At 62.8% G+C, this 24,266-nt stretch carries 19 protein-coding genes; 11 read left to right on the plus strand and 8 right to left on the minus strand.

The features are described 5' to 3' along the window. The first annotated feature begins 597 nt into the window (after window positions 1–597). Together D3I60_RS14585 and D3I60_RS14590 are read left to right on the plus strand one after the other, a co-directional pair. Window positions 598–1,146, plus strand: coding sequence for a hypothetical protein (locus D3I60_RS14585; RefSeq protein ID WP_262777003.1), 549 nt, complete (start codon window positions 598–600; stop codon window positions 1,144–1,146). 273 nt (window positions 1,147–1,419) lie between these two features. After that, on the plus strand, window positions 1,420–2,355 hold the full coding sequence (locus tag D3I60_RS14590; RefSeq protein WP_262777004.1) for a hypothetical protein: 936 nt from the start codon (window positions 1,420–1,422) through the stop codon (window positions 2,353–2,355). Between the two features lie 14 nt (window positions 2,356–2,369). On the opposite strand, the gene D3I60_RS14595 is transcribed toward D3I60_RS14590, so the two are convergent. Then, on the minus strand, window positions 2,370–3,293 hold the full coding sequence (locus D3I60_RS14595) for an LCP family protein (protein WP_262777006.1): 924 nt from the start codon (window positions 3,291–3,293) through the stop codon (window positions 2,370–2,372). Window positions 3,294–3,521: 228 nt separating this feature from the next. Here D3I60_RS14595 and D3I60_RS14600 point away from each other — a divergent pair, with 228 nt between their 5' ends. The 6 genes from D3I60_RS14600 (at window position 3,522) to D3I60_RS14625 (ending at window position 10,924) form a co-directional block, all read left to right on the plus strand. Continuing rightward, window positions 3,522–5,678 carry a CocE/NonD family hydrolase gene (locus D3I60_RS14600; protein WP_262777008.1) on the plus strand — a complete coding sequence of 719 codons (2,157 nt, stop codon included), beginning with the start codon at window positions 3,522–3,524 and terminating at the stop codon, window positions 5,676–5,678. A 6-nt stretch (window positions 5,679–5,684) separates the two neighbouring features. Then, window positions 5,685–6,653, plus strand: a complete 969-nt coding sequence (locus D3I60_RS14605; protein WP_262777010.1) for an ABC transporter substrate-binding protein — start codon at window positions 5,685–5,687, stop codon at window positions 6,651–6,653. Window position 6,654: 1 nt separating this feature from the next. Further along, complete coding sequence (locus tag D3I60_RS14610) at window positions 6,655–7,665, plus strand: ABC transporter ATP-binding protein (RefSeq protein WP_262777012.1); 1,011 nt, start codon at window positions 6,655–6,657, stop codon at window positions 7,663–7,665. Then, complete coding sequence (locus tag D3I60_RS14615) at window positions 7,662–8,381, plus strand: ABC transporter permease (protein WP_262777014.1); 720 nt, start codon at window positions 7,662–7,664, stop codon at window positions 8,379–8,381. The genes D3I60_RS14610 and D3I60_RS14615 overlap by 4 nt, the downstream gene beginning before the upstream one ends. Continuing rightward, a complete protein-coding gene (locus tag D3I60_RS14620; RefSeq protein WP_262777016.1) occupies window positions 8,381–9,046 on the plus strand; it encodes an ABC transporter permease in 666 nt (221 codons plus the stop codon). Before D3I60_RS14615 ends, D3I60_RS14620 begins: the two co-directional genes overlap by 1 nt. A 72-nt stretch (window positions 9,047–9,118) precedes the next feature. Beyond that, the gene (locus tag D3I60_RS14625; RefSeq protein ID WP_262777018.1) at window positions 9,119–10,924 is read left to right on the plus strand and encodes an ABC transporter family substrate-binding protein; all 1,806 of its coding nucleotides are present in this window, start codon (window positions 9,119–9,121) and stop codon (window positions 10,922–10,924) included. Between the two features lie 64 nt (window positions 10,925–10,988). Here the strand turns inward: D3I60_RS14625 and D3I60_RS14630 are convergent, their stop codons facing one another. Next, window positions 10,989–12,677 carry a DUF885 domain-containing protein gene (locus D3I60_RS14630; RefSeq protein WP_262777019.1) on the minus strand — a complete coding sequence of 563 codons (1,689 nt, stop codon included), beginning with the start codon at window positions 12,675–12,677 and terminating at the stop codon, window positions 10,989–10,991. Window positions 12,678–12,870: 193 nt separating this feature from the next. Next, window positions 12,871–13,755 (minus strand): YceI family protein, encoded by an 885-nt coding sequence (locus D3I60_RS19200; RefSeq protein WP_346659577.1) that lies wholly within the window; start codon window positions 13,753–13,755, stop codon window positions 12,871–12,873. 235 nt (window positions 13,756–13,990) lie between these two features. Between D3I60_RS19200 and D3I60_RS14640 the strand changes: the two genes are divergently transcribed. After that, window positions 13,991–15,007 carry an Lrp/AsnC family transcriptional regulator gene (locus D3I60_RS14640; protein ID WP_262777021.1) on the plus strand — a complete coding sequence of 339 codons (1,017 nt, stop codon included), beginning with the start codon at window positions 13,991–13,993 and terminating at the stop codon, window positions 15,005–15,007. A 47-nt stretch (window positions 15,008–15,054) separates the two neighbouring features. Here D3I60_RS14640 and D3I60_RS14645 read toward each other — a convergent pair whose 3' ends face one another. Continuing rightward, window positions 15,055–16,662, minus strand: coding sequence for an AbgT family transporter (locus tag D3I60_RS14645; protein WP_262777023.1), 1,608 nt, complete (start codon window positions 16,660–16,662; stop codon window positions 15,055–15,057). Window positions 16,663–16,892: 230 nt separating this feature from the next. On the opposite strand from D3I60_RS14645, the gene D3I60_RS14650 reads away from it, so the two are divergent. Further along, window positions 16,893–18,320, plus strand: a complete 1,428-nt coding sequence (locus tag D3I60_RS14650) for an amidase (RefSeq protein WP_262777024.1) — start codon at window positions 16,893–16,895, stop codon at window positions 18,318–18,320. 91 nt (window positions 18,321–18,411) lie between these two features. Here the strand turns inward: D3I60_RS14650 and D3I60_RS14655 are convergent, their stop codons facing one another. The 3 genes from D3I60_RS14655 to D3I60_RS14665 all read right to left on the minus strand — a co-directional run bounded on the left by D3I60_RS14655 (window position 18,412) and on the right by D3I60_RS14665 (window position 20,945). Further along, window positions 18,412–19,602: a YbfB/YjiJ family MFS transporter gene (locus D3I60_RS14655; RefSeq protein WP_262777025.1), complete on the minus strand. Its 1,191-nt coding sequence runs from the start codon at window positions 19,600–19,602 to the stop codon at window positions 18,412–18,414. A gap of 129 nt (window positions 19,603–19,731) precedes the next feature. Then, complete coding sequence (locus tag D3I60_RS14660; RefSeq protein ID WP_262777027.1) at window positions 19,732–20,292, minus strand: TetR/AcrR family transcriptional regulator; 561 nt, start codon at window positions 20,290–20,292, stop codon at window positions 19,732–19,734. Then, the gene (locus D3I60_RS14665) at window positions 20,289–20,945 is read right to left on the minus strand and encodes a polysaccharide deacetylase family protein (RefSeq protein WP_262777028.1); all 657 of its coding nucleotides are present in this window, start codon (window positions 20,943–20,945) and stop codon (window positions 20,289–20,291) included. Before D3I60_RS14665 ends, D3I60_RS14660 begins: the two co-directional genes overlap by 4 nt. A 237-nt stretch (window positions 20,946–21,182) precedes the next feature. On the opposite strand from D3I60_RS14665, the gene D3I60_RS14670 reads away from it, so the two are divergent. Next, window positions 21,183–22,775 (plus strand): hypothetical protein, encoded by a 1,593-nt coding sequence (locus tag D3I60_RS14670; RefSeq protein ID WP_262777030.1) that lies wholly within the window; start codon window positions 21,183–21,185, stop codon window positions 22,773–22,775. 127 nt (window positions 22,776–22,902) lie between these two features. On the opposite strand, the gene D3I60_RS14675 is transcribed toward D3I60_RS14670, so the two are convergent. Beyond that, the gene (locus tag D3I60_RS14675) at window positions 22,903–24,021 is read right to left on the minus strand and encodes an NAD(P)/FAD-dependent oxidoreductase (RefSeq protein WP_262777032.1); all 1,119 of its coding nucleotides are present in this window, start codon (window positions 24,019–24,021) and stop codon (window positions 22,903–22,905) included. Window positions 24,022–24,266: the final 245 nt, after the last annotated feature.

Below are 24,266 nucleotides of genomic sequence, written 5' to 3' on the forward strand. Positions count from 1 at the left end.
ACTCCAGTCGGTCGATGGAAACTGATTTAAATCGGAGTTCTTATCCTGGCGAGCTGGGGTGTTATATCTCCTTTGCTATTTACTCAAATTGGGTTGAGGCGCGCCAAGGTTGTGATCAGTCTGATCTATGGCCTGTCCGGGTCTGACTCTGCGCACCAACACCGCAAGGCACGGGGGCGGGGTAGGGTGTGCTTTGCCAACCTGAGTTGAAATTTGCGTTAATATTCAGTTTGTCGCTGCTCGTTTAACGGTTTTCGTAGGGGGCAGTTGTTCTGCTATTTACAATACTTACATGCCTTCAGTTTTCTCTTTGTACCCGCGAGAGTTTATCGCTCACCACCAGTCGCTGGAGACTTCTGGATGTGATGGCCCTCCGGAGCGCTTCGTACACTTGAGCTTTGGTGAGCTTTCCATATGGTTCGACAATGAGCGGACGCCGACCATCGTCCGGTCAGAATCAGCGTCAGTTCTGGTTGTTGGGACAGCTGCATTCGTCCCTCCTTGCGCTGATCAGGCCGAGCCAACGGCTGAACTGCAGGTAATCGCCGAGGCCTTCATGCTGAGCTCACTTCAAATCAGGAGCAGTTCCTCAACGCATTGGATTACCTTGGCGGACGATACGCAATTGTCGTCGAGGTCGACGGACTGTACCGGGTCTTCCACGATGCACACGGCACTCGCACGATCTACTACGACGTGGAACGACTAGCGTTCTCCACGCACGCACATCTGCTCGCTTCGCCTATCGGTGTCGAGTCTCGCGGTTCTGACGAACTGAAGGCAGCTCAGTCATGGGCGGCGCTGCCACTGTCGTTCGCCTGGGACGAAACACCGTATCCTACAATTCGTGCCCTGCTTCCGAACCATGTGCTCGAGCTCGAGTCGAGACGCACCTATCGATACTACCCGCGGGAGCGCAACCGCTTCACCGGGTTGACCTTCGAAGAACGCGCCTCTGAGATCAATCGACTGTGGCTGGGGCAGATGAGTGCATTCGCCCAAGCCACCGACCGCTTTTTCGTGTCATTGTCCGGAGGGCTCGACTCCAGAGTGGTTCTCGCCGCACTGCGTGAGCACAAAGACAGAGTCGACGCATTTACCTATTTCACTAACAATAGGAACGGCAATTGGGCACAGGCCATGTAGATGGATCGAGACCTCTCCCAGCAAGTAATGGCGCTTGCGCACGTCAACCACGTGCCGATCGTGCATGGAGAAGGCGCGAGGTTCACCGAAGAAGACAAAGCCATTGCTGACAAGAACTCTCTTGTCGAACACGGTCGATGGCTCGTTGCCCGCTAAGTCGAGAATTTCGGAAACAGCACGGGGCTGCACTTCAGGGGCAACACTCAAGAGACGATCCGTTCGTACTATGGATCAACCAAGCAGAGGGATCCGATCGACCTGGTCAAGGGTCTCATGTCCTCACGACTGAAGAACGACAACCTCGATGAGGAAGAGATCAAGGACTATCAGAAGAAGCTCGATGCGACACTGGAGCAGTTCGGCTACCCGGATGCGCTGCACGACTTTGTGGCTTCGGACATGTTCTATTGGGAGATCCGGATGGGGCGATGGCTGGCCGAGATCTACAACGAAACCGACCCGGCATTCGACTCGATCTCGCCGCTGAACATGCGAGCCATCGTCGAACTAGGGCTCGCTGGATCTGAGGACGAACGACGGTCCGGGATCATGTTCACTGAGCTCATCGACCGCAATTGGCCCGAGCTCAATTTTCCTGGAATCAACAATAGGAACAATCTCTACAAGCAGAACACTATTCTTCGAGAGTCGCTCACCGACGCGAAGGCACAAGCAATCGCGGCTCCACCCTGGATCGGGCGAGCCGGGGATAACAATGACCATCCGCTGTCGGCCGGGCCGCTGTCGATGGAATCCAACAGCCATACAGTCGACTGCCCGTGGGGCGAAATCAAGATTCCGGCCGAAGCGCTTGGAATCGGAGCGTTCGCCAGACGAGTAGTGACTTGGTCGGACGAGAGTTCCGGTGTCCTCACATTCAGCCTGTGGAGCAATTACGTCAACTCTCGAGGCACTGACTATATGCGTTTTGAGGTCGAGGTGAATGGGGAGACTCTTGTCGCACACAAGATCGGATTTGACTCTGACACCAGCTACTGGGCCCTCTACGGGCTCCATTCAGGCGATCGCGTCGGTTTAGGAGTCCGGTCTCTGCGTAAGGTTATTACCGAGTCATGGTCCAGGGCCTCTCGCTGCTTCATCACAATCCTGGAATCTGCAACGGAATACTGGGAGCGGCGAGGAGCCCTCGACCTGGGTTACGCGACTACCAGCGCGGCGGCTATTCCAGGGGAGTCGCTGTGCGGATAGATCGACGCGACCTTCTAATACCCCAAAGAGACGAGGTAACGGAAGAAGTCTGCGAGGTCGTTGCCTGCTAGGGCATTCTTGAGGGGAGGCATCGCCTCGGGGTCGAAGTCGATGATGACTGTGCCATCTTCCCTACGGCGGGAATTCGTGGGCACAGTGACCACCGCGATGTCGTCTGTCTGCAGGGTGCGGAGACCGTTGGCGATCTTGACGAGTTCGCTCGTGGTCAGCTTGGCGTTGTGCCGAATCCCCGAAGCGAATTGCCCGAGCACGGCCGCGCCCTTGTTCGGGTCTTTGACCAGCCCGCCTGATTTCAGTCCTTGGACGAGCGCACGCACGACCGCACGTTGATTGCGGGTCCGCGTCTGGCCGGCATCATCGACCGGATCCGCGGCAGTGAAGATCGACGATGTCGCACCGTCGAGATTGTTCGTCCCCTCGACGAAGTCGGTGCCGCCGGCGTTGAACGCAGCGCGGCTGTACACCTGCAGACCATCGAGCTCGCCGATGACTCGACCCAGCGCCTCCGATTCCAGCTGTGCAATGTGATCGATGCGGATGCCAAGGAACTCCTCGGCCATGGCCACGACGACCGGCCAGCCACCCTCGTCAGCGATTGTGCCGAACGTCTGACCCGACTCGACCTGCGTCGACGGGTTGAAAACGAGCACGGCAGCGAATTCGCCGGCGGCGGGAACGTGGATGACCGCGAACGTATCACCTTGGCTCGAAGACTGTGGAGCCGCTTCGGCGGGGTTTCCGGGATTCGTCACCCGAAGCATGAGGGTGCGGGAATCGTCCGCAGCTGGGCGGATGTCTGCGGGAGGGAAAGCCACCTCGGCGGGGATGGTCTTCGACGCGTCATCGAACTCGGCGCGGGCGGAGTTGAGGTCCTTGAGAGAACCGATGGCCGATACCATCTTCGTCAGCTTGGCCATGGCAGTCCCACTTTCTCTGTCAGGTCACACGGCAGTGAGACCAATAGTAGCTGCGGGTGGGAACCGTGCACGTACCGATCTCACTAGCGGGTCTGGACATTATTCACAGCGGCACCGGTGCCGCATCGCGGGCAATCAACGCGCTGGTCGGCGAGAATATTGTCAGCCACATCTCAGCCTTTGAGCGTATTGAACAGCGGTTCAGGAGCGTCCGTAGACTGGCATGCCATGTCATCGAATACTGAGAGCTCTGCACTTCCCGACGACACCCACACCGAATCGCTCGCCCCGGCCGATCGTTACCGCGAAGATCCTCGACCGGTTCGAATCATCAAACACACACGCATCACTTTGAGTGATGGGTTCGAACTCGCTGCTCGAGTCTGGTTGCCCGAAGATCTCGGTGATGATGCTGTTCCTGCTGTTCTCGAGTACATTCCCTACCGCAAGAATGACATGACCGCTGGTCGCGATGACACGATCCATCCTGAGTTCGCCCGCGCGGGCTATGCCAGTGTCCGTGTCGATCTTCGCGGCTGCGGCGACTCGACCGGTGTCATGACCGATGAGTACTCGGCGACGGAACTCGACGACGGATTGCAGGTACTCAAATGGATCGCCGCACAGGGCTGGTGCAACGGCAGAGTCGGCGTCATCGGCAAGTCGTGGGGCGGATTCAACGGCCTGCAGCTTGCCGCACTGCAGCCGCCGGAACTCGCCGCCGTCATCACCATCTGCTCCACCGATGACCGCTATGCCGACGACGTCCACTACAACGGCGGAGCCATCGTCGGTGACCAGATGCTCTCCTGGGCCTCGACGATGTGGGCGTACAACGCCCGACCCCAAGACCCCGCGGTGATGGTCGACGGTTGGAAAGACGACTGGAAGCGACGCATTGACGAAGCTCCAGTCAATATTGAGGACTGGCTCGGACACCAGCGACGTGACGACTACTGGAAGCACGCATCGGTCTGCGAGACGCCTGACGCTATCGAGGTTCCCATATTGGCCGTCGGTGGACTGCTCGACGAATACCGGACAACACTGTTCCGCCTCATGGACAATGCCAAGCGTCGGCGTGAGTCGGACTCCGCCGCGCCACCGGTCCACGCTCTGCTGGGACCCTGGGCCCACAACTATCCCCACCAGGCCGCTCCTGGCCCCGGCATCGACTTCATCTCCGAAGCGGTACGGTGGTGGGACAAGTGGATGAGCGGGATCGACAACGGCGTTGACGAACAGCCGCAGCTGCGCGCCTATGTTCCCGACAGCACCCCGATCCACTCCGACCGTGAGCACCGTCCGGGACGATGGATCGCCGAGTCGACCTGGCCGAGCCCGCAGATCGCGGACACAGTGATGCCCGCCTCCGAAGCGAAGATCTCCGACCACACTCCGCTCGATTCCACCTCGCTGCTGGGCTTCCAGGGAGGAAGCTGGCTGCAGTTCGGCGAACCCGCCGGGATGGCAGGAGACCAGGCCGCAGACGATGCTCGGTCCTACACCTGCGACTGGGACGTCGAGAGCGGTCTGGAGATCGTCGGCACACCGACCGTGCGAGCGACGCTCACCTCTGATCATGATCGAGGAGTCATCGCGGCTCGTCTGTGCGATGTCGCTCCCGACGGCAGCTCACGCCTGGTCACGTTAGGACTGTTCAATCTCGCCCATCATTCGAGCCACGAGACCCCCGAACCGCTCACTCCGGGAACTCCTCTCACCGTCGATTTCCCGCTCCTGGCCACAGCGCACCGGTTCGCTCCAGGGCATCATCTGCGCTTGAGCATCTCCGCGAGTTTCTGGCCCAACCTCTGGCCCTCGCCGGAAACCACATTCATCACCGTCGACTCCACTCCCGAGCTGACACTGCCCATCCGCACTGTGGCCTCCGTCGACGACGACGCCCGCACCACCGCCGAGGTGACCGCACAGTTGGGCACCCCGCCGACCCCGCCGGTGTCCGTCATCGAAGCGGGCGGTGCGCCGATGACCCGTGAGCTGAGTTGGGACCTCGTCGGCCGCAACGCCACCGTGACCACGGTGACCGAGGATTGGCAGACCGACCTCAGCGACGGTCTCTTCTACTACACCAACGAGCGGGACTCCTACTCACGCAGTGAGAACGACCCGCAGTCTCCTGTGGCGACATGTGAAAGAACGATCATCTACCGGCGCCCGGCGCTGGAGATCGGGGCGAACCACGCGCAGGCTGCAGACAACGCAGCAGTCGATTCGGGTTGGGGCGTCGAACTGCGCACTCGATCGACGATGCGCGGTGACGCGGAGAACTTCGTCGTCACCAACGAACTCGTCGCCTACCTCGATGGGGAGCCATTCCACACTCGAACCACCTCGGCGAGCATCCCTCGCCATCTGAATTGAGGCGGAATGGTCGCATTCGGACAAATTCGACATGTCGACAGACGGCAGACGCTGATTGGGCTCGGCCGAGGCCTGCTGGGTCTGGGGGCGCTCGGAGTGACCGCCGCGTCGCTGAGCGGATGCACCAGCAGTCAGCTCAGTGACCAGTCGGGGGCGAAGAAGAGCACAAGGCCGATCACCGTCGGGTCGAAGGGATTTGCTGAGAGTTGGATCACGGGCGAGCTCTACGCTCAGGGGTTGAGGAACCTCGGCTACACGGTCGATCTCAAGACGAACGTCGGCTCCAGCGACATCATCAGCACGGCTCTGCTCTCGGGCCAGATCGACCTCTACCCCGAGTACACCGGAGTCATGGTCGTCAGCTTCATGGGGGAAGAGAAGCTCATGGACTCCGCTGAGCAGACTTACGATCTCGCACAGACGTGGGCTGAAGACAACCAGGTGACGATGCTCGAGGCGACACCGTTCGAGAATAAGAACGCGATCGCTGTGCGGCGAGACTTCGCCGATCAGCACGATCTGACGACCGTGTCCGACCTCAAAGGGATCGGCGACTTCACCTACTCGACCTACCCCGACAATGTCACTGGAGGCCAGGGCTACGAAGGCATCGTGGAGACCTACGGGCTGGAGAACATGAAACTCAAAACGCTGAGCATCGGGCTCAACTACCAGGCCATCGAGCGAGGAGAGATCGACGCTGCAGACGTCTTCACGACCGACCCGCAGCTGCTGCGCAGCGATCTGGTCGTCCTCGATGACGACGAGAAGCTCTTCGGATTCCAGAACGTCGTCCCCCTCATCCGTGACGACACCTTCGCCGAGCTCGATGACGATGCTTCTGAGTTCCTCGACGAACTGCAGTCGCTGCTCACCCTGGAAGCGATCCAGGCGATGAACGAGGCCTCCGCCATTAACCGGCTCGATCCGGCACAGGTGGCGAAGGAGTTCCTCGACGAGAACGGAATGATGTGAAATGACCCAGCACTCCACAGGAACCTCGATCACCTTTGACCGAGCTACGAAGACCTACCCAGGCGCGGCCGCGCCCGCTCTCGACGCTCTCGATCTTGAGGTCGAGGCCGGAGAACTCGTCTGCCTCGTCGGACCCTCCGGCGGGGGAAAGACCACAGCCTTACAGCTGGTCAACCGACTCGTCGATCTCACCAGCGGCGACATCCGCATCGGCGACCGCTCGATCAGTGACCAGTCAGCCATCGAACTGCGGCGGACCATCGGCTACGCGATCCAACAGTCCGGCCTCTTCCCCCATTACACGGTTGCCCACAATATCGCCACAGTCCCTACCATCCTCGGCTGGGACAAAGAGCGTATCCGTACGCGCACGGCCGAACTGCTCGAACTGGTCGGGCTCAGCCCAGTCGAGACCTGGCTGTCGCGCTACCCGGCTCAACTCTCCGGTGGACAGCAGCAACGCGTGGGCATAGCCCGGGCGCTCGCCGCTGACCCGCCGGTCATGCTCATGGACGAACCTTTCGGTGCCCTCGACCCGATCACCAGGGTCGCAGTGCAGGACGAATTCCTCGCTATTCACCGTGCGGTGGGCAAGACGACGCTGTTCGTCACCCATGACATCGATGAGGCGATCAAGATGGCGGACCGGATCGCCATCCTTAAGCCCGGCGGCAAACTCGCTCAGTTCGGCACGCCGTCCGAGGTGCTGTCGAACCCGGCCGATGACTTCGTCGCCGAGTTCCTCGGATCCGAGCGCGGACTCAAACGTCTGGCGCTGACGACGGTCGGCGAGATCGTTCCCGGCCGCAGCGACCGAGCGAGTGCTGAGACGGCGCAGTGGCCCGACGTCGAGGCCACAATGACTCTGCGCGAAGCACTGTCTGTAGTCTCCGCTGCTCGGGCGGAGGGGGCCATCGTCCACAAAGGCGGCAACCGCCTCGGCGAGGTGAGCCTGCACGACCTCATCGCACCGCCGGTCGCCGTAGAGGACCGGGAAGGCGTGAGAACATGAGCGACTTCGCCCCCGCCGGCGACCCCGTCATCCCCGACTACGGGCAGGCCTCTGACTGTGTGATCAACAACGGAGCATTCTGCACCGACTGGTTCATCAGCCAATGGTCGACCGTCTTCTGGCCCCCAGTGCTCAGTCATATCGTCATGGTTGCCATCGCCGTATCGATCGGTTTCGTCATCGCATTCTTCGCCGGACTGTTGGCCTACCGAAAGAAGTGGTTGGCTGGACCGATCGGCATGGCCGCGACTTTCCTCTACACCCTGCCGCCATTGGCTCTGTTCCAACTGCTCGTGCCTTTCACCGGGCTGAGCCTGCTGACAGTCGAGATCGCGCTCGTATGCTTCACCCTCGTCATCATCTTCCAGGCAGTGCTCGTCGGACTCTCCGGCGTCCCCGATGACGTGCGCCGGGCCGCGACAGGCATGGGGCTTGACCGCAATCAGCTGCTGCTCAAGGTCGAGCTGCCACTGGCGCTGCCATCGATCATCTCCGGGGTACGCATCGCCACGGTGCTCACGGTGAGCATCGCGACGATCGCCGCTTTCGTCATCGACGACGGTCTGGGATCTCCGATCATCAAAGCAGTCTCGTCACCATTCAACACGCAATTCGTTGGAGCCGGAGCCCTTGCAGTGCTGCTGGCCTTCGCGCTTGACGGTCTGCTCGTCCTGCTTGGCAGAGGACTCACCCCCTGGACGAAAGTGAGGAACTGATGCACGTCATCTTCGGAGCTTTCCCCTTCATGATCGACAACGTCGCGTTGCTCCTGACCAAGACCGGCGACCATCTGGTCATCAGCCTCATCCCGTTGCTTGCGGCCATCGCCCTCGGTGTGCCCATCGGGGTCTGGCTCGGCCATGCCCACCGCGGCGAGTTCCTCGCTGTGAGCGTGACCAACATCGGTCGTGCCCTGCCGAGTCTCGCGCTCATCGCGATCCTAATCGGCTTCGTGGGCATCGGCATGCTCAACGCGATGATCGCCCTGTTCCTGCTCGCCTTTCCGCCGATCCTCAGCTATGCCTTCCAAGCTGTCGACTCGATCGACCGTGACCTCACTCGCGCTGCTCGCGGTATGGGCATGTCACCCGGTCAGGTGCTGCTCAAGGTCGAACTGCCCTTGGGGCTGCCGATGATCATCGCGGGCATCCGCACCTCCGCGGTGCTGACGGTGAGCTCGGCGACCATCGCCACGATCGCCGGCAGCGGAGGCCTGGGCGATGTCATCCTCAACCAGGTCGCCTACGGGATGGAGGGAGTCATCGCCGGCGCCATCTGGGTCGCCGTACTCGCCATCCTCGTCGACCAGGCATTCGCGCTCCTTCTGCGCGTCAGCGCTCCGGCCGGAGTGAGACAGCTCCAGAGCGCAAACGCTATGTGAGGACAGCCGCAATAAGCGCGGCACAGCAGATCTGCTCCACCCACAGAAGATCACTAGGAAACAGAGGACAATGTGAAGAAGCATTTCATCGCTGGAAGTCTCGCCGCTGCGACGGCGATCGTCATCACCGGATGCACTCCTCCGGGAGGCGCAGACGACAGCTCAGGCGGCGGCAGATCGGTGCTCAACATCGGATGGAACGAAGCCTTCCGGTCGATGAATGACATGACGATGGACGGCAATGCCGTCGCCAACACCATCGTCGCCTATATGAGCAATGACAATTTCAAGTACTACGACGACGAACTCGAACTGCACGATGGTGCCCTCGGCGAAGTGGAAAAGGTCTCCGACGACCCGCTGAAGGTCAAGTACACATTCGGCGAAGACGCAAACTGGTCGGACGGAACTCCGGTTGACGCAGCAGACCTCGCTTTGACCTGGGCGGCACGATCCCAGCACTTCAATACCGTCGACGACAACCGTGACGATGACGGCACCCTGCAGGACAATCCCGACGGCACAGTCTTCTTCGACTCCTCGGCAGTGGGCGCCCCACTGATCGACGACTTCCCGGAAATCAGCGAGGACGGCAAATCCCTGACGTTCACATACTCGAAACCCTTCGCCGACTGGGAGACCGAATTCGGACTCGGAGCCTACGGTTCGGGAGTGCCCGCACATATCGTGGCCAAGAATGCTTTGGGCAACACCGACCCACAAGAGGGCAAGGAAGCGATCCTCGATGCGATCGAATCCAACGACAAGAACGCTCTGTCGAAGATCTCGAACTTCTGGAACACCGGCTTCGACTTCACCTCGATGCCGGAGAACAAAGACCTGCTCGTCCACAACGGGCCCTATGAGATCACCGACTTCGAAGAGGGGCAGTACCTGACGTTGTCCCGCGACGAGGACTACACCGGATCGGTCGAACCCAAGATCGATACTGTGACGATCCGCTACAACGGTGACCCGATGGCCATGGTCCAGGCGATCGAAAATGGCGAGGTCGACCTGACCCAGCCGCAGTCGACGGCCGATGTCCTCTCCGCTGCGGAGAAGCTCGAGGATGTGTCGATCCTGCCAGGCGAGGACGCCACGTTCGAGCACGTCGACCTCACATTCGACAACAGCGGCCCCTTCGACCCGGCCAGCTATGGCGGGGACGAAGACGCTGCGCTCAAGGTCCGTCAGGCATTCCTCAAATCACTGCCACGTCAGGAGATCGTCGATCGGCTCATCAAGCCTCTCAACGAAGAGGCCGAGGTACGGGATTCATTCAATCAGGCTCCTGACTCGCCGCTGTACGACGATATCGTCGCCGAGTCCGGAATCTCGGACTACGACGAGGTCGACATCGACGGAGCGAAGAAGCTGCTGGACGAAGCCGGTGCCGAGGCACCGAGCGTGCGCTTCCTCTACGACAACACGAATGCCAGACGATCCCAACTGTTCGCGCTGATCAAGGAATCAGCAGAGAAAGCCGGCTTCAAGGTCGAGGACGCCGGAGACGTCAACTGGGGGACCCGCCTCGGCGATGGGACCTATGACGCCTCGCTGTTCGGATGGGCGCTGAGCACGACGGCGGTGACGGAGTCGGACTCGTACTACCGCAAGGGCGCACTGAACAACTACAGCGGGTACGACAACAAGGATCTGAATAAGACGCTCGATGAGATGCTAGTGACCATCGACCCGGACAAGCAGGCGTCCCTGGCTAAAGACGTCGAGAAGCAGCTCGTCGATGATGCTTTCGGGTTGCCGCTCTTCCAGCACCCGTCACTGACGATCCACGGGGACAAGGTCTCGAACGTATCGACAACGACGCTCGATCCGTCGATGTTCTGGAACTACTGGGAGTGGGAGACCAAGTAAGTTCGCATCGGGCCGCAGGGCGGGGCCGCAGGTAGGGGCACCCCCGCGCATGGATGCGCCATGCTCAACGCAGCAGTGCGCTGCGCAGTGGGTCGAGTCCGATCGACCCGAGGTTCAGTGCACGACTGTGGAATTCCTTGAGATCGAATCCCGCGCCCGCAGCGGTGCGGGATTCGTCTCTGATGTCCTCCCACAGCCGCTGACCGATCTTGTAACTCGGGGCCTGCCCGGGCCAACCGAGATACCGATCGAGTTCGAACGCGAGGAAGGTTCGGTCCATGGCGACGTTCTGCGTGAGGAATTCCCACACTTTGGCTCGGTCCCAGACGCCTCCGCCGAGGCGAGCCGGCGCTTTGAAGCCGAGGTGGAAGCCGATGTCGACGATCACTCGTGAGGTGCGCAGTCGCTGGGAGTCGAGCATACCCAGATAGTCGCCGGGTTCGTCGAGGAAGCCGAGTTCGGCCATGAGGCGTTCGGCGTAGAGGGCCCAACCCTCACCTTGGCCGGAGACCCAGCAGACGTGTCGGCGCCACTTGTTCAACGAATCGGCGAGGTAGGACGCCTGCCCCATCTGCAGGTGATGGCCCGGAATGCCTTCATGGTAGACCGTGGTCTTCTCCTGCCACGTCGCAAATTCGGTCACACCATCGGGCACCGACCACCACATCCGGCCCGGACGACTGAAGTCTTCGCTGGGCTGAGAATAGTAAACCGCTCCGGTGGCCGAGGGTGCGATCATACACTCGATGGTCCGCAGCGGTTCCGGGATGTCGAATTGGGTCTTGCCGAGTTCGGTGATGGCTTCGTCGGCGACCGTCTGCATCCACTCCTGCAGAGCATGGGTACCATGGAGAGCGCGTTGCGGATCGCTGTCGAGCATCCGCATGACTTCGAAGAGTTCGGCACCGGGGTGGATGCTGTTGGCGACTCGTCTCTGCTCCGCATCGATCGAAGCGAGTTCGTCGAGGGCCCAGGCGTAGGTCTCTTCCAGATCGACCTCGGCGCCGAGGAACTCGCGTGAGAGCAAAGTGTAGTCTTCCCGACCGCAGGCTTCGTTCTTCGGAGCGGAGCCGGCCAGTTCGGTTCGGAGAAAGCGGGCGAGGTCGCCGAAGGACTCTCTGGCGGTTTCGGCGTGGACGGTCAGTTCGCGGGCGAGGGTTTCCGCGGTGGCGCTGGTGGCCTCTGCGGCGATCGTGGTGAAACGGCTGTCAGCCTGACTGAGCGCTTCTGACTGGTCGGCGACACGCTCAATCTGAATGCGTGCGGGCACTCGGCCGAGCTGGTCCCGCGCATATCGAAGTGATTCTCGGTAACCCTCGATCGAGCCCGGCAATGCGGCCATGGTGGCAGAGACGGTCTCCCAACCTGCTGTGGAGTCCGTGGGCAGGAGATCGAAGATGTCTCGCATCTGTTGGACCGGCGATTCGATGACATTGAGGACAGTGTGCTGCAGGCCCGCTTCAAAGAGGTCCGTGGCGGTGCCCAACCGTTCGCGCATCGCGTCGATGGTGACGAGATCGGTCTCATCGAGGCTGCTCGTCGTAAGCCCATACGCCTCTGCAGCATCGACCTTGGCCCGTGTGCGAGCGCGCAGGTCGTTGGCAGCTTTCAGCCCCTCGGGGGAGTAGTCGTCGAAACCGTGCGGGTTCTCGGCCCCGAGGAACAGTGAGATCGACGGGGAGAGGACACACAGATCGTCGAAGTAGGCATCGGCGATGGCATCGATAGCCGAAGAATTTCTGCGGGAAGACATGAAGAGACTCTATCCACGAAATTGATTGCTCGCCGAGTTGCCCGCAGTCCGACACAGGGGCCGGAGAGAGGCTGCTTCCCGCCCGTTGACTCGGCTAAACGTGGCCTTCGGCGACGCGTTGGTTGCCCTCTTCCGACGCGGTTACGGCGAGTGGCCTGGAGTTGGCTCTGACGGCGTCTCAGCCGGTTAGTTCTCAGCGGAGGCCGAAGAGCTTTCCGAACGCGCTTCCGGACGACTGATCACCCGACTGCTTGGTCTCCGGTGCCTTTTCTGCCGGCTTGTCAGCTCGAGTTTCGGCTGGCTTGACCGGTGGCGGGGGAGGGAACTCCGCGCTTGCAGATTCTGCGTTCGGAACCGTCGGTGCCGCACTCTCCGGTGCCGTCCGAGCAGGTGCGGCAGTCTCGGCAGCCGGGGTCGGGGTCACCGACTCCGGGACTTCGGGCGCCGGGGCGGCCTCGGCGGCAGGTTCCGGCGTTTCGGTGGGGGCCTCGGCCTGGACGGCGGTCTCGGACGAATCGGCGGGGGCCGCCTCGGCGAGGTTCTTAATGAGGGAGAGCTCGAACTCCAGCGTGATCTTGTCGCTGACGAGCACGCCGCCGGAATCGAGCTTCGCATTCCAGGTTACGCCCCAGTCCTTGCGATCGATGCGGCGGGAGCCTTCCAGGCCTGCGCGCACGTTGCCGTCGGGGTCGGATTCGACGCCGATGAGCTCGAGGGGAATCGACACGGTCTTCGTCATGTCACGGATCGACAGCTCACCGGTGACGATATAGGAGCCTTCGTCGACCTCGTCGATGGCCGAGGAGACGAACCGGATCTCCGGGTAGGTTTCCACGTCGAAGAAGTCTGCCGAGCGCAGGTGCTCGTCGCGTCCCTCGCTGCGGGTGTCGACGCTGACGGTCTGGATGATGACCTCGGCGGTCGAATCGGCGAGGTCCTCGGCTATGTCGGCGAAGCCGGAGACATGATTGAACGCTCCGCGCACACGCGAGACCATGGCGTGGCGTGTGGAGAATCCCAGTCGAGAATGTGAGGGATCGATGTCCCAATGACCTGTGATCCCAGAAGTTTCTGTCATGGGAGATAGCTCCTTCGGTTCCTCCGCGCTCCTCTGGGGAGGCTGTCGTAGTTGGTGTGCCAATTCGCTGATCAAGCGATCATTGAATGAGCAATCGCCTACGTAGTCTGACATGCTCGACTGCTGATATGCCACCTCGGCGGGTCAACGATCGATATTCCCCGCCAGCGTTCCGACCTGGGCCACGGCGCCCACCTGTGCCATCCCGCGTCTCTCACGGCCGTAGAATCACGTCATGGCACAAAGACTGGGCGAGCGGGACGACGGCTCCGGGGGCGGCAGACTCTCGACCTTGGACAGGCGGATCATCTCCGCCCTGCAGATCCGCCCCCGCGCCACCTGGGCGATGATCGCCGATGCCATCGGCGAGCCCGCCCGCTCGGTCACGCGCCGGGGTTCGGACCTCATCGCCACCGGCACCATCCGGGTCGTCGGAGTCAACGGCCCCACCCGCACGGCGCTCGCCTTCTGCCGCCCGGTCATCAACACCACCCGGACGGTGCTGCGCTCTCTCGCCGCAAGACCCGACTGCGTCTTCGCCTACGCTCTGACCGGTCGGTGGCCAGTGCTGGCGGAACTGCGCGTCGACGACGAAGGCCTCGAGAGGCTCTTCCTCGACGAGCTGCCCGCCACACCGGGGCTCGCCGACCTGCAGGTCCGCCGTGCCAGTCGGGTCCTGCGCTCAGTGCGGGAATGGATCCCCGACATCCTCACCCCCGAGGAGCAGGCGAGACTCGGCTACACCGCCGGCCGCACCGGTTTCCCTATCGTCAGCGTCGACCCCGACATCTCACCGCAGGACCGGGAGCTGCTGCGTTTGCTCATGGCAGACGGCAGAACACCGACGGCCGAACTCGCCGCCCGCACCCGACTGTCGGAGAACACGGTGCGCAGACGCCTGGCCTGGCTCGAGGACAACCACTACTCCCGACTGCGCGTCGTCGTCGAACCTGAGGACCTCGGGTTCTCCCATGAGGCGATCGTGCGCCTCGACTGCGTGCCGGGCAGCTCCGTCCAGGTCATCGACAGTCTGTTGCGCGGCAGTGCGGTGAGGTACCTCGCGGCCCTCGGTGGAGACGATATCCTGCTCGCCCACGTGGTCGGCCGCAGCATCGACGAACTCCATACCCTCATCTCCTCCCCGGAATGGACCACCGGCGTGCGTTCCCTCGACTCCGCCCACCTCGTCGCCGCGGTCAAACGCAGCGGGCACCTGCGCGATACGGACCAGAGGGGCCGCAGCCTCTACTGAGCAGTGCGCAGGTGCCCGTCTGAGCGCCGAAGCCGTCAGCCGGGATGTCAGCGGATGCCGACTCCTGGTCCGATCGGCAGTCCGAGGAGGTACCAGACGATGAAGAGGGCGACCCATACCGCGAGCATGGTGAAGGCGAGGGGGATCGTGAAGGACATGAACGTGCCGATGCCCGCATCCTTCCGGTACCGCTGCATCATCCCCAGCGCGAGCACGAAGTATCCGCTCATCGGTGTGACCGCGTTGGTGCACGAATCGGCGATGCGGAAGACGAGCTGCGTCGTCTCCGGTGGGATGTCGATGTACATGAGCATGGGCACGAGCACCGGCGCGAGGATCGACCACATCGCCGACCCCGAGGTGACGATGAAGTTGAGGCCCGAGACGAGGACGATGATCGCGAGCAGGATGACCAGCGGGGGCATTCCCGATCCACGCAGCACATCGGCACCCCCGACAGCGAGGACCGATCCGATGCCCGTCCACTTGAAGTAGGCGAGGAACTGGGAGATCGCGAAGAAGAGGACGAGCACCGGCGCCAGGGTGCCCATGCCGCCGGCCATCGCGTCCGGAACCGCCCGCAGGTTCGGAATGGTCCTGGTGATACGTCCGTAGACGATGCCGACGAGCATGAACGCGAACCCGATGACCACGGCGATGTTTGCCAGGATCACCGAGTCGACGATGCCGCCGTCCTCACCGCGGAAAGGTGAGTTCGTCGGTGCGAGGATGGCGACGATGACGAGCGCGAGGACGAACAGCGTCGTCGAGGCGGCCAGCAGGCCCTTCTTCTCCACTGCCGTGAGTTCAAGGCGGGCATCCTCCTCGACGGTGGCGGGGTCGACGTCCGAGTCGAGGCCCGGACGTTTGGCGAGCACGAGTTCAACGACGAGGGTCACGGTGATCGCGAGGATCACCGAGGACGCGATCGCCCAGAAGTAGTTCGCCAAGGGGGTCACGACGTAATCGGCGTCGACGATCTGCGCCGCCGTGGTCGTCAGCGAGGAGATGATCGCATCGGAGGGCGTGACCAGGGGAGAGGCGTTGTAGCCGGCGGAGATCGAGGCATAGGCGACGACGATGCCGAGGACCGGGGACCGGCCGACGGCCTTGAACGCGAGAGCAGCCAAGGGGAGGAGAACGATGAACGAAGCATCGAACATCACGTGAGAGATCATCGCCGTGAACGCGACCGCGAAGGTCACCCAGCGGGCGGGCAGGCGCACGATCGTCAGCCGCAGCAGAGCATCGAGGACACCGCTGCGTTCGGCCACGGCCACCCCGATGATGACGCTGACGACCACGGGCAGGGGAGCGAATCCGGCGAAATTCTCCATCGCCGAATCCACGGCCATGACCGCTCCCTCGACAGAGAGGAGGCTCTTAACGGCCACGGTCTCGTCTGTTCCCGGCAGAATCACCTCGACGCCGGCTGCGGCGAGGATCGCACTGATCACACCGAGGATCGCCGCGAGCACCCAGAACAGCCAGAACGGATGGGGCAGCAGGTTGCCCACCCGCTCAACCGCCTCGAGGCCGCGGAAGAGACGTCCCATCCGCGGCTGGTCGGTTCTGGTGCGAGGGGCGGGTTCCGGCGCCGAGGCGGTGATCGCCTCGCCCGTACTGCGCGGATCTGATGGTGAGGGTGCGGGCATCGTGTCTCCTCGTGTGTGCGGTCACGGTGCTCATGGTTCGGTCCGATAGCCATGAGACTTGGGTCACAGTATGTGGGTCTTCGGGGAGCTGATGGGCTTGCTGGGCGCGGATGCGCGATTCGGCCACATCCGTGACCGATTTCGCCGATATTCCGTCTGGTGGACTGTGTATGGGCACGATGGACGCAGACTTGTCCCAACCGCCGCGACTACGCATAGGAGAGGCCCTCATGACCGCATACGCCGATCTCGATCTCACTGAACTCACCACTGCGATCCGCACGGGTCAGCTCTCGCCGTCGGAGGCTCTCGAGGGGCACCTCGCGCGCATCGACGCCGTCAACCCGTCTATCAACGCGGTCGTAACCCGAGTCGACGAGGCTGCGCGGGAACGCGCCGCTGCCGCCGACGCACAGTTCGTCGCCGCCCGTGCCGAGGGGCGGGATCTGCCCCCACTCTTCGGGGTGCCGCTCACCCACAAGGACAGCATCCCCACCGCCGGTATCCGCACGACCTTCGGCTCACCGCTGTTCAAGGACAATGTGCCGACCGCCAGCGCCGTCCTCATCGACCGGCTGCAGGCGGCGGGTGTGAATTCGACCGGCAAGACCAACGTCCCGGAATTCGCCGCCGGTTCCCACACGTTCAATCCGCTGTTCGGGACCACGCGTAACCCCTATGACCCGACTACCTCGGCGGGCGGAAGCAGCGGCGGTGCGGCCGCGGCGATCGCAGCGGGCATCCAGCCGGTCGGTGACGGCTCCGACACCGGCGGGTCGTTGCGCACACCGGGTTCGTTCTGCAACCTCATCGGCTACAGGCCCTCGCACGGACGGATCCCCGTGGTATCCGCTCTCAACCCGTGGACGTGGATGTCGCGTCAGGGATTCCTCGCCCGCACCGTCGCCGACATCCGACTGCTCATGCGCGCGGTCGCCGGCCCTCATCCCGCCGTACCCGGCTCTCTGCCGGTCGACGGCAGCTATAATGAACCGGCCGTCTCGGCGCTGGAGAACCTCACCGGGGTGCGGGTGGGGTGGAGCACCGACCTGGGACTCGGTCTGCCGGTAGAGTCTCGGGTGCTCGACGTCATCGCCGCGCACCCGCAGACGTTCGCCGACCTCGGCGCAGTCGTCGAGGAGGCGGTGCCTGACCTCAGCGACGCAGAGGAGGTCTTCCAGGCCACCCGCGCGTTCGACTTCGCCACCGCCTATGCCGACCTCATCGATGCCCACCGTTTAGAGATCAAGGACGCGATGGTGTGCAACGTCGACAAGGGCACCGCGCTGACCTTCACCGACTTCAAGTCAGCCAATGCCGCCCGGGCAAGGCTCGAGGCCTCGCAGCGGGTCTTCTTCGCCACCCATGATGTGCTCATCACCCCGGCAGTGCAGGTCGCGCCCTTCGACGCGGATCTCGAATTTCCCACCGAGGTCGCCGGTGTGCTCACCCCGAACTACCTCGACTGGATGAGGGCGGCGACGACGATCTCGGCCACGGGCCTGCCGTGCCTGTCCGTGCCGGCCGGGTTCACCCCCGAGGGGCTGCCGGTGGGTCTGCAGCTCGTGACCGCCGCCGGCAACGATGCCCTCCTATTGCGCATCGCCGAGGTGTTCGCTCGGGCGACCGGGTACGCGCAGAAACGTCCGGTTATCTGAGTCTCCGGCGGCCTAGCGGGGTGTTCGTCGGCGGGTCGGTAGTGAGGGAGGCTCTGCGTGGATGATTGACGGAGAGTCGCCCCGGCGCGCGTCAGCGCTCGACGTTGCCGGCGAGGACCCCCACCAGCGTCAGCGCCATCGCGATGGCCAACGCGATCGCCGAGGCTACGAAGGCAGCAGCGATCTGCTCGCTCAGGGCCGCTGCGACAACGGCGGGACCGACGATCTGACCGATGCTGTACCAGGACGTCAGCTTCGCCGAGGCGTTCGCGACACCCATCTGTGTGCCGACGCCAATCGTCATCATGACCACGCCGACGAACGTGAAGCCGAAGAGGGCTGCGGCGATGATGAGCACGACCTGTGAGGACCCGAAGACGGCGAGCAGGGCACCGAAGACCTGGAGGCAGTAACAGAAAGTCAGAGCTTTGACCGTGCCGATGCGGGCCGCGACCGCTGACCACGTCAGGGGAGACGCTGCCGTCGCGATCCCGGCGATCAACCACGTCGAGGCGGCCGCGGTCGCTCCGAAGACTGGTCCGGCGAGCACGACGAGGTAGGTGCCGATGATGATGTAGCCGCCGCCTTGGAAGAAGTAGCCGGTGGAGAGGATGGCCATGGCTCTGCGGCGGTTGGCATCGAAAGGGGTGACGGTGTCGGCCGCGGTCGGATCGTCTGGTTCGATCGGGTCGGCCGCCTCGGCGGGGGTGATATGTGGTGGGAGCCGGGCGGGGATCGGCCAGGTCCAGGCGATGGTGGAAAAGACAGCGGACGCGGCCGCGCAGATGAGCCACAGCTGGCGCCAATCGGCGAAATTGCCGGCGACCAGCACGATGGCTCCGGAGACGAGGATGCCGAAGCCGACCCCGCCGTAGGAGATGCCGCCGTCGCGCGGTTTGCGGGAGTTCGCGGGAATGCGTTGGGTCACGCACACGAAGATCAGCCCCGAGGCGATGCCGGCGATCGTGCGGATGCCGCCCTGCCAGACGAGGTTCGGGGTCAGGGCCACCGCTGCCAGGCCCACGGAGGAGACGATGAGGCTGAGGCGGTAGACGAACCGGTTGGGTTCGACCCAGCCTTGAGCAATGACGAGTGTGCCGATGAAGTAGCCGACGTAGTTGAGCGTCGCGATCCATGCGCCGGGAGCGGAACTCCAGTGCAGGGCGGCGACCATGAGCGGCAGGGCCGGGGTGTAGAAGAACCGGCCCATGCCCATCGCCACCGACAGACCCAAGGCTCCGCGGATGGGGGTGAGGGAGGAACTGCCGGTATTGTCGGGCACTGCGATTCCCCTCCTCAGGTGGCATGGTCTCCACCACTACGATGCCACGGCCGCGTGGCGGCCGCCTCGGCGGGTGGGGATACGGACAGTGGGCGTCGAGGTGGTGGAGAGGTGTTTCGAGAGGACTGTTCAGTTCTGGTCAGGACGTATCGTCGTCAGGGAGGGTGCTTCGTCGAACGCGTTCCGGAGAACCTCAGTGCTTGCTCGGGGCCTCGCCCATGTCATCTGGAACAGACCGATCGCCATGGCGGCAGCTGCCTCGCTTCGTTCCGCATCACCGCCAAAGTGCGATTCGGCTACGAGCGCTTCTGTGAGTTGGCTTCGCCAGGCGCGGGTGAGTTCAAGAGCTGACGAACGGATGCCTGGTGAGGCTTGCAGGATGCGAAATGCCATGCCCGCTCGCGAATTCGGATCGAGTGATTCGATTGCTCCGCACATTGCCTCGCGCAGCACTTCCCAGGCATATTGACAATCGCTGTTGCGCACTAGGAGTGCCACCTGTTCGCCGAATGCTGCGATGTGATCAAGCACCAGCGCATCACGCGAGTGTACATAGCGGAAGAAGGTCGGCCGCGATACACCACATTCTCTGATCAGGTCATCGGTGGTGACATTGGGATAACCGCGGTCGAGGAAGAGCTTGAGCGCGATGTCGTCGATGTGATCCCGGCTGGTGGCACGGGGCCTCATCCGATGAGCTCCGAGACCGTGACGAAGCCGTACCCCTGCTCCTTCAGCCGATCGATCACGGGGCCGATCGACTTCTGAGTGCTGGTTCTGCCGAACCAGGGGTGCAGAAGGATGATCGATCCCGGCTGAGTGTTCTCAACAGTTGCATCAACGATGTCGCCGCTGCTCTGAGGGCTGCCTGACCAGTCTTCGTAGGCGACGTCCCAAGTCACCGTGAGGCGGTCACGCTTTGCCAAGTAGAGCGGCAAGGTGAGGAGCTTCTGACCGTGTGGGGGCCGGAAAGTCAGGGGCCCGTCGTATCCACTAGCGCGAATGACATCATCGGTGGGTTCGATCTCCTCGGCAACTGTTGAAGGGGAGACGAATGCCATGCGCCGATGATTCCACGTATGGTTGCCGATCTCATGCCCGCCCGCGATGATCCGCCGCATGGTCGAAGCATTGCCTTCGACATCTTTGCCGTTGACGTAGAACGTTGCTGGCACATCACGGTCAGCGAGCACGTCGAGGACGGCATCGGCATCGGCGTCGGTGGGGCCGTCGTCGAATGTCAGTGCCACGATACGTTCATCGGTCTCGACCCGGCTGACGAGTTCTCCGGCCACCTGCCAGGAACGCGTCTGAATCACCCGCTTGACGCCGTAGGCAAACACGAACAGAACGATAAGGGTGATCGCGGTTCCAACGAGAAGGCGCCGGCGACGACCCCGGCGAGAAGCAGAGGCGGCAGAGTTATGAGACATAGTATCAATTGAAGCGATCGTGCTCGTCGTGGTCAAGGCATCGGACGAGGCAACCTCGCCTGCGTTCGGCAATCGGCGGGGCGGGTGATGTTTCGAAAGGGACTGTGGAGGTTGTTGATTCCGCAGGGACAGGGCAGAGTTATCGAAGTGAACCTCAGAAGGAGCATCCAGGGCGGCGCCGTGGCGCTCGTCTTCGTTCTCTCGGGGTGTTCGTGGTTCGATTCGGGCGGGTCATCGTCGTCTGGTCAGGCTCCGGAGCCGAGCCCCACTCCGACCGAATTCGAGCAGTTGTTTGCCGGTGATGTCTCCGGTGAGGCCGCCGCAGTCACTGCGACGGCAGAGCGGGCCGGGGCCGGGCTGACCGCTGACAATATCGGGGTCTCCTTCGAAGCGACCGACCTGGCCGACCCCCGGCTCGATCCGGCGCAGTCCAACCTTGACGAGCAGCTGAAGACGCTCGGGTCGCCGGCGCTGCGGTTCGGCGGCAATGCCCTCGACCGGAGGACGTTTTGGACGTCGACGGGTGAGAAGCCGAAGCACGGTGAGAAGGTCACCATCACCCCTGATGACTTCAAACGTCTGAAGAAGCTCGTCGACGCCACCGGTTCGTCTGTCACCATCGGCGTCCCCCTGGGCGCCTTCGATCCGGGACGCGGAGCGGACATGGCCGCGCACGCGGTCGACATCCTCGGCGATTCCCTTGTCGGTCTGGCTATCGGCAATGAACCGAACGGGTACACCGTCAAAGATGTGCCCAGTGGAGCTGTGCGCGGCAAGGGGTGGAACAAGGACGAATACGTGGAGCAGCTTGAGGCGTATGCCAAGGCGATCCATGCCAAACGGCCCGATGCGCCGATCATCGGCCCAGATGTCTACGACGGGGCGTGGATGGACGCATTCGCCGCCTCCGGTGTCAAGAACAAGACCGCGATCTCCCAGCACTGGTATCAGCTCTACGAATGCGACGCTTCAAAGGTGCCCGGTCGCGGTCCGCAGGCGGCGAAACTCATCGACCCATTAGCGAAAGAGGCTGCGAAGAAGAACCTCGGCATCGGGAAATCGAAGGCTGACGCCGCGAATTTGCCGCTGTGGTTAGAGGAGACCGGGCCGACGAGCTGCCCGGGCACGAACGACACCTCACTGACGAACGCCTCGGCGTTGTGGGCTGCCGACTACACGATGTACGCGGCCAGCCTGGGAGTCGAACGCATGGCCATGCATTCGATGCTCGGAGCCTGCAAAGGGGGAGCGCCGATGTCGCTCATCTGCGACCCGGCCGATCACGGGGACCGGTCGAATGAGTTTCAGGTGAGGCCGAACATGCTCGGGCTGCGGCTGCTCGTGCCCAGTGTCGGCGGGCATTTCACTAAGACTTCGGTGTCTGGGGGCGGGACTATGAGCGCCTACACCGTGGTGAAGAACAATGGTCGAACCCTGGTCACGACGGTGATCAATGCGAATGACGCGGCTTCGGTGGGTGGGAATCCTGTGACGCTGTCTATGCCGTTGGGGTTCAGTGTTTCGTCGGCTTTGCAGGTGTACGGGGAGTCGAACGATGTGAAGAGCGCGACTCAGGTGGTGCCTGCGAATCCGCTTCCGGCTGATGTGCCGTTCACTGGGGAGGCGGCGGTGGACTCGACGGGTGCGTCGCCTTCCACGAGTGACGAGGCGGAGGACGGAAAGCTGAGGATCGATCTTGCTGGAAGCTCGGTGACGGTCTTTATGATGCGCAAGGGGTGAGCGCCTGCTGTACGGCGAAGGTAACGCAGTGGCATCTGTGCCGAAGGTGATCCGGAAAGCTGCTGGGCCGATCGGACGGCCCTCTTGCGCTCACGCCCCCCCCTAGCCGGTCGATCAGAGGGCGCCGTCACATCGGCATGGCAGTGGGAAATGCAGCCAACTCCGGCGCGGGATCTCCCAGGATGCTGCGGGCGACGGCATCGCCCAGCAGTGGCCCGAGAGTCAGCCCGCCCGCGCCGTAGCCCGTCATAGTCCATAGGCCTGATCTGCCTGGCACCTCTCCGGCGATAGGCAGGTTGTCTTCGCCCATGGGGCGGATGCCCACCCGGGTCTCGATGACGGTGGCATCGGCCAGCCCCGGCGCCAGGCTCAGAGCGTCCTGGAGGACCTGCATCTGTCCTGCGGCGGTGACGCGGGGATCGTAGCCGCTCCCGATCTCGCGGGTTGCGCCGACTGCGATCCTGCCATCATCGAACGGGGTCATGTAGTTGGGTGTGAAGGGGTGGACCGTCGGCCATTGTGAAGTGTTCACTCCACGAAGGTTCAGATGCGTGATCTGTCCGCGTTGGGGGCTCACAGCGCAGTTCACATCGAGGGGAAGCAGCAGTTCTGGAGTTCTTGCCCCTGCTGCCACGACGACAGAGTCAACGTCGATCGGACCGCGCATCGTCTGCACTCGCCATCCGGTGTCGCCGAGGGGATTGATCGCGATCACTGCGTCCTCGCAGTGCTCGGCCCTTAGAAGGACTGCGGCACTCAACGTCGCATTCCGGAGAACGCGGCCGTCGACCCGTCCGCCGCCGGAGACGTACAAACCCGTCAGTTCGGGGGACAGGGCGGGAAACAGTTCGTTGACCTGTGTGCTGTCTACGCGCTCCAGCGTTCCTGCGACGGAACCGGACTCAGCAATGCGCTGGGCTACCCGGTCTTCGACGGCGTCGAGTTCTGCTTCGTCTCGCGAGACCATCAGGGCGCCGGAGCGCCTGTATCCCAGTTCGGGAATCCCCAGGTCATGGAGCCTTGCGAGGAACTCCGGGTAGTAGTTGCCTCCGGCTGAGTACGCTTCATAGAAGGCACCGCTCGACGAAGATACCCAGGGAGCGATGATCCCGGCGCTGGCAGCTGTCGCCTGACCTGATGCGGCATCGTCGATCAGGGTGACGGCCGCGCCCCGGCGCGCCAGACCGTAAGCGGTGGTGACACCAGCGATTCCTCCGCCGATGACGGCGATCTTCATCGTATTCATTGTTGGCGATATTCCTTTCGGTCCGGGCTGTGGGGTCGTTGACTCAGGTTGAGAGCTGTTTGGAACTAGGGAGTCGGCACCTGCTTGATTCCCATCATGCGGCGGCGTGATTATTCTCCAATAGCTATCTTCGAGCCTCCGGCAGCGACGACCGCGAGGCCCACGCCGAGAAGGTAATCGGCTTTCGTCGCCGACGCGAACAGTGGAAGAGCTGGGCGTTGATTCCTAACGCTGCGGCCGACACG

It is taken from the genome of Brevibacterium permense (assembly GCF_025506275.1).
GTDB classification, from domain to species: Bacteria; Actinomycetota; Actinomycetes; order Actinomycetales; family Brevibacteriaceae; genus Brevibacterium; species Brevibacterium permense_A.